Below are 4,601 nucleotides of genomic sequence, written 5' to 3'. Positions count from 1 at the left end.
GTCACGTCGAAGGTGACCGTCTCGAAGGCTGTTTCGGTCTCGGCGTTCTGCGAGCCGACCACGTCGACACGGAGGGTGAGTTCGACGGTGGTCGTCACGACCTCGCCGGGGTCGAGATCCGTCCCGAAATCGCTCGTCGTTACCGCGTCGCCGACCGCCGTAATATCCACGCGGTCGAAGGCGAGCGCCATCGCTCCATCCACGGCACCGAGGCTGTCACCGTCGGTGGTCACGGTTTCGGCTTCTGTCGTCCCATCGAACAGGAGGTCGTAGCCGGGTTCGCCGTCGAGAGCCGCGGAGAGGGTGATGCCGATCCGGTCGAGGCCACCGCCGAAATCCGCCCATTCGACGGCGAGTTCGGGCGCGATGCTTACGGCGTCGAGTTCGCCGTCGTTGCGCTCGATTCGGACGTCGGCGGCGTCGAGAACGTTCTCCGTCTCGACGGCGACGGACGGCTGGGCCGCGAGGTAGCTCCCGCCAGCGATAGTCCCACCCGCTCCGGTGATGGCGGCGAGGCTCTTGAGAACGGTGCGGCGCGAGGGAGTAGGTCCCGTCATGCTACGACGGGATGGCCCCGGTTTCGTATATAAACCTTAGCCGAGGGTCGCCTCGGCGTGGGCGAAGACGAACGTCTGGAGGAGTTTACCGGCTAGCGAGGCGGCCTGTCCGTCGTCGCGGTCGTTGACTTCGACGACATCGAAGCCGACGGCGTCGGGAGCCACGCTCCGGACGACATCGCGCATCTCGCGCGGTTCGAGGCCGAACGGTTCCGGCGTGCCGGTCCCGGGCGCGAACCCGGGGTCGGCGGCGTCGATGTCGATGCTGAGGTACGCGTCGCCGTCGAAATCAGGGGTCCAGTCGGCAACCTCTTCGGGCGGAACGACGGTCACGTCGGCCTCGGCGGCGCGGTCCCACTCGTCTTCGCTGCCCGTGCGTGCGCCGAGAAGGACGGTCTCGTCGACGATATCGAGGGCGTGGTTCGTGACCGTCGCGTGTGCGTACTCGTCGCCCGCGTAGGCCTCGTAGAGGTCGAGATGGGCGTCCAGACAGACGTAGACGTCAGGGCCGGCGGCGCGGATGCCGGCGACGGTGACGGTGTGTTCGCCGCCGAGCAACAGCGGCAGGCGGCCGGCGTCGTGGTGGTCGGTCAGTTGGCCGGTCAGAAACTCGAGGTAGTCGGGAACGTCACCCCACGGGGCAACGTCACCCGAGTCACAGGCGAGGTCCGAGAAGTGATGGCCCGTGCGCTGGTCGTATTCGTCGAACGGGCGGGCGAAGCGACGGACGCGGTCGGGCCCGAACCGGGCGCCGGGGCGGAAGGTGGTAGAAACGTCGAGCGGTGCGCCGACGACCGCGTAGGCGGCGTCGTTCAGATCGGCTCGCGCACCGGGAAACTCGCCCATTACCGTCGTGCCCTATTTAAACAACCTTGCGCTGTCCTTCCCACTCGAGGTACTCAATCTCGTCGTCGGGGCTGGGGTCGAGGTCCTCGGGGATGCGCATCGTGATGGTGTCGTAGGTATCGAGGTCCATGACCTGCATGTCGTCGCCGGAGACGGAGACGACCTGGCCCTGCTTGCGCTCGACGATGGGGACCCAGACCTTCTGGTCGACGGGCTGGGTGAAGTTGCGCTTCTGACCGTCGAAGACGCCCGTGCCCTCGACGCGAGCCTTCGCACTCCCGTGCTTGCCGGGCTTGGACGTGCTGTAGGCAGTGATCTTACACGGCACATCGTCGATCAGTACGTAGTTGCCTTCCTGAAGGTCTCGGACCTCAGTCTGCTCTTTCGGCATACTCACGGCTTCCCGTCGGGGCAGTATAAACCGTTTGGATGCGCCCGAGGGTGTTAGGCCGCCACGTAGCCGCCATCGGTGCGTTCGGCCAACCCGAAGACGACCGTCCACTCCAGAATCCGGTAGGTACGTTCCCGCCAGACGGCCTCGGGGTCGGTATGCCGGAGCTGCTCCCATTGCGGAAGCCGGTCCGTGAGTCGGTCGAAAACCGCGTCGAGATCGAGCGGGGCGTCGGCCGCATCGAGCAGATTCACCACGTCCTCGGCGAGATAGATTCGTTCCAGAAACGCCTCACGAAGGTCTTCGGGATCAGCCTCACGCTGGAGACGATGATACTTCCCGTCGTCTTCCTCGACCAGCCGCAGGGCACGCAGGAAGGTCAGCCACTCCTTGGCGCGGTCCTGCGAACCCACGTCGGTCCGCTGTATCACCCTCGCACAGCAGGACGTTTCCTCGTCTGGCACCAGCGGCACCGCCGCCTGCATCTCGACGACCGTTTCGACGGACTCGACGGGTTCGGGGACTACCTTGAACTTCATTTACAGGCCGAAGCTCTCGGCGAGCAGGGCCTCGTCGGTGCGGCCCACCACTTCGACGCCCTCGCCGACGATATCGATGGTCACCTGCGCGGGCGCGAACACCTCGACCGGAAGGTCGTAGAAGTCCCACTCGTGTTCTTCGAAGACCTCGACGAACGGGTGGCCGAACTCCTCGCGAGCCGTCGAGGCGATCTCCTCGAAGCGGTCGAAGTCGCTGTCGACGGTCATGTGGACCTGTCCACCGTAGGCCAGCGCGTCGTTGGTCCGGGCCATCGCCAGTTCGTCGCTTTCGGCGACGGGCGCGACGGGTGCCGAGGCGGTAACGGTAAGCATCTCAAGGGGGTCGTAGCCGAGTTCCGACAACCGGAAGGCGGCGAGTTCGGCGGCGCGAGCGGCCAGGGCGACGCTGCCGGTCACGCTTGCCGTCGAGAACGTCGGCAGGAAGACGCTGGAGACGGGTACGCCCGTCATGTCCGCGACGTGTTCGGCGACTGCCTCACCGGGTAGTTCCTCGCTTTCGACCGCCAGCACGGCGAAATCCGAGGCATCGCGGTAGCCGATTCGCTGGAACTCGTCTTCCTCGGCGACGAGTGCGCGAGCGGGGCCGCTACCGAGGCCCTCGAAGCCGTCGACCGACAGCTCCCAGCCGGCCTTCTGCGCACAAAGCAGGGCCATCGCGGGGTGGTCGGTCGATATCTCGACGTGGGTCAGCGGTGCGTCCTCGATCTCATCGATGCCGGTCTGGACCGTCGCCAGTCCGCCGGTCTGGATCTCCGCCAACAGCAGGCCGGCCTCGATGCCGCCCGGTGAGTTGACGCCGAAATCCAGTACCATCGCGCCGTTGTCGAGTTCGTGTACCTCGATCGCGAGTTCGTCGGCGAAGTCGATGGCCTCGTCCGCGAGTTCGAGGGCCATCCGATTGAGACTCTCCATACCGAACGTGGGGCGGTTTCGGTCAAAAGACTTCGTGACTCGGCGGCGGCCGAACGCACTTCGGCCTACTCCCTATTCGCCAGCGACGGCGCGGTTCGGAGAGGCATCGAGGCTCCGACTCCGACTGACCGCACCGAGGGTGAGGCCGAAGGCCGCAAAGGACAGCGCGAGGATGAGCAACTGGCCGCGACTGCCGAAGGCCTGCCGGGCGATGATGAGTTGGCTGATGACCGCGAGTGCGGCGACGCCTCCGGCCAGCGAGACGCCGCGCGCGTCTAGTTCGCGGCCCCACAGCGCCACGGCGACCAGCCCCGCGAAGACGGCGAATCCGAGGCCGTAATAGAGGAACTGCACGACCTCGCCGAAGGTGACGAACAGGCGCGGCGTCAGCGCGACCATGACCGGATAGCCGAGCAACGCGATGCCGCCGGCCTGCTGGACGCGGTCGAGCGAGACGGGGGTGGCTTCGGCGTAAGCCCACACCGTTGCGGCGACGAGTAGGCCGAGGATGGTCGCCGCGAAACTGAAGTGCAGCGTCAGCACGACGATGGAGTAGCCGAAGACGAGTTCGTGGACGAGCACCGTGAACGCGCCGAAGACGATCTGAACGGGCGTGATGATAAGCGCCGCGAGCGTCGCGAACCGGATCCGGCGGGGGTGGCCGCCCCGCCACGCGGCGATCGTCGAGCCGATGATCAGGAATCCGGTTATCATCGCCACCAGCCGGTGGGACCACTCGATGAACGACATGAAGTTGGCCGGGAAGAGGCCGAAGACGGCGCCGTCGCACAACGGCCACCGTGCCTCACAGGTCAGTCCAGCCCCCGAGGTGGCGGTCAGCACGCCCACGAGCGCGGTGAGCGCGGTCGTGATGGTCGTGACGAACAACAGCCGGCGGAGGTCCATGATTGACGCTGGGACCCGCGGGAGTAAATACCCCCCGAAACCGGCTGTGTCGCCCGGAGCGAGGCTCCGAAGGCGGGGCGGCGGCGGTTCGGGCAAGGCCTGCCGGTCCCGTCGTGTTGGGTACCTTTTTGAGGCCGCTGTACGGGGTACCGGTATGGGACTGGACGAGGACTCACTCGAGTACCACCGGCGTGAGCCACCGGGTAAACTCGAGATTTCGACGACGAAACCGACCAACACACAGCGGGACCTCTCTTTGGCGTATTCGCCCGGGGTCGCCGCGCCGTGTAACGAGATCGCCGACGACCCCAACGAGGCCTTCACCTACACGACGAAGGGCAACATGGTTGGGGTCGTCTCCAACGGGACGGCCGTCCTCGGACTCGGGGACATCGGCGCCCAGGCCTCCAAGCCCGTCATGGAAGGCAA

6 protein-coding genes and 1 pseudogene are annotated in these 4,601 nt (G+C 66.3%); 1 reads left to right on the top strand and 6 read right to left on the bottom strand.

Annotated elements, in window-relative coordinates; translation table 11 throughout:
* The 6 genes from V5A53_RS13055 to V5A53_RS13030 form a co-directional block, all read right to left on the bottom strand.
* On the bottom strand, window positions 1–557 hold a 557-nt coding region (locus V5A53_RS13055; RefSeq protein WP_332314057.1), incomplete at its 3' end, for a hypothetical protein.
* Between the two features lie 36 nt (window positions 558–593).
* On the bottom strand, window positions 594–1,403 hold the full coding sequence (locus V5A53_RS13050; protein ID WP_332314056.1) for an arginase family protein: 810 nt from the start codon (window positions 1,401–1,403) through the stop codon (window positions 594–596).
* A gap of 16 nt (window positions 1,404–1,419) precedes the next feature.
* Entirely contained in the window at window positions 1,420–1,794 is a 375-nt protein-coding gene (locus V5A53_RS13045) for a translation initiation factor IF-5A (protein WP_332314055.1), read from the bottom strand.
* 53 nt (window positions 1,795–1,847) lie between these two features.
* A complete protein-coding gene (locus V5A53_RS13040; protein WP_332314054.1) occupies window positions 1,848–2,333 on the bottom strand; it encodes a hypothetical protein in 486 nt (161 codons plus the stop codon).
* Window positions 2,334–3,266 (bottom strand): methenyltetrahydromethanopterin cyclohydrolase, encoded by a 933-nt coding sequence (gene mch, locus V5A53_RS13035; RefSeq protein WP_332314053.1) that lies wholly within the window; start codon window positions 3,264–3,266, stop codon window positions 2,334–2,336. It lies immediately after the preceding gene.
* A gap of 72 nt (window positions 3,267–3,338) precedes the next feature.
* Window positions 3,339–4,172, bottom strand: a complete 834-nt coding sequence (locus tag V5A53_RS13030; RefSeq protein ID WP_332314052.1) for a COX15/CtaA family protein — start codon at window positions 4,170–4,172, stop codon at window positions 3,339–3,341.
* A gap of 154 nt (window positions 4,173–4,326) precedes the next feature.
* On the opposite strand from V5A53_RS13030, the pseudogene V5A53_RS13025 reads away from it, so the two are divergent.
* A pseudogene (locus V5A53_RS13025) lies at window positions 4,327–4,601 on the top strand (NADP-dependent malic enzyme); the annotation flags it as partial.

Source organism: Natronomonas sp., from assembly GCF_036625485.1.
GTDB lineage: Archaea > Halobacteriota > Halobacteria > Halobacteriales > Haloarculaceae > Natronomonas.
Note: the sequence above shows the minus strand (reverse complement) of the source record. Positions and strands in the feature narration are given on the sequence as shown.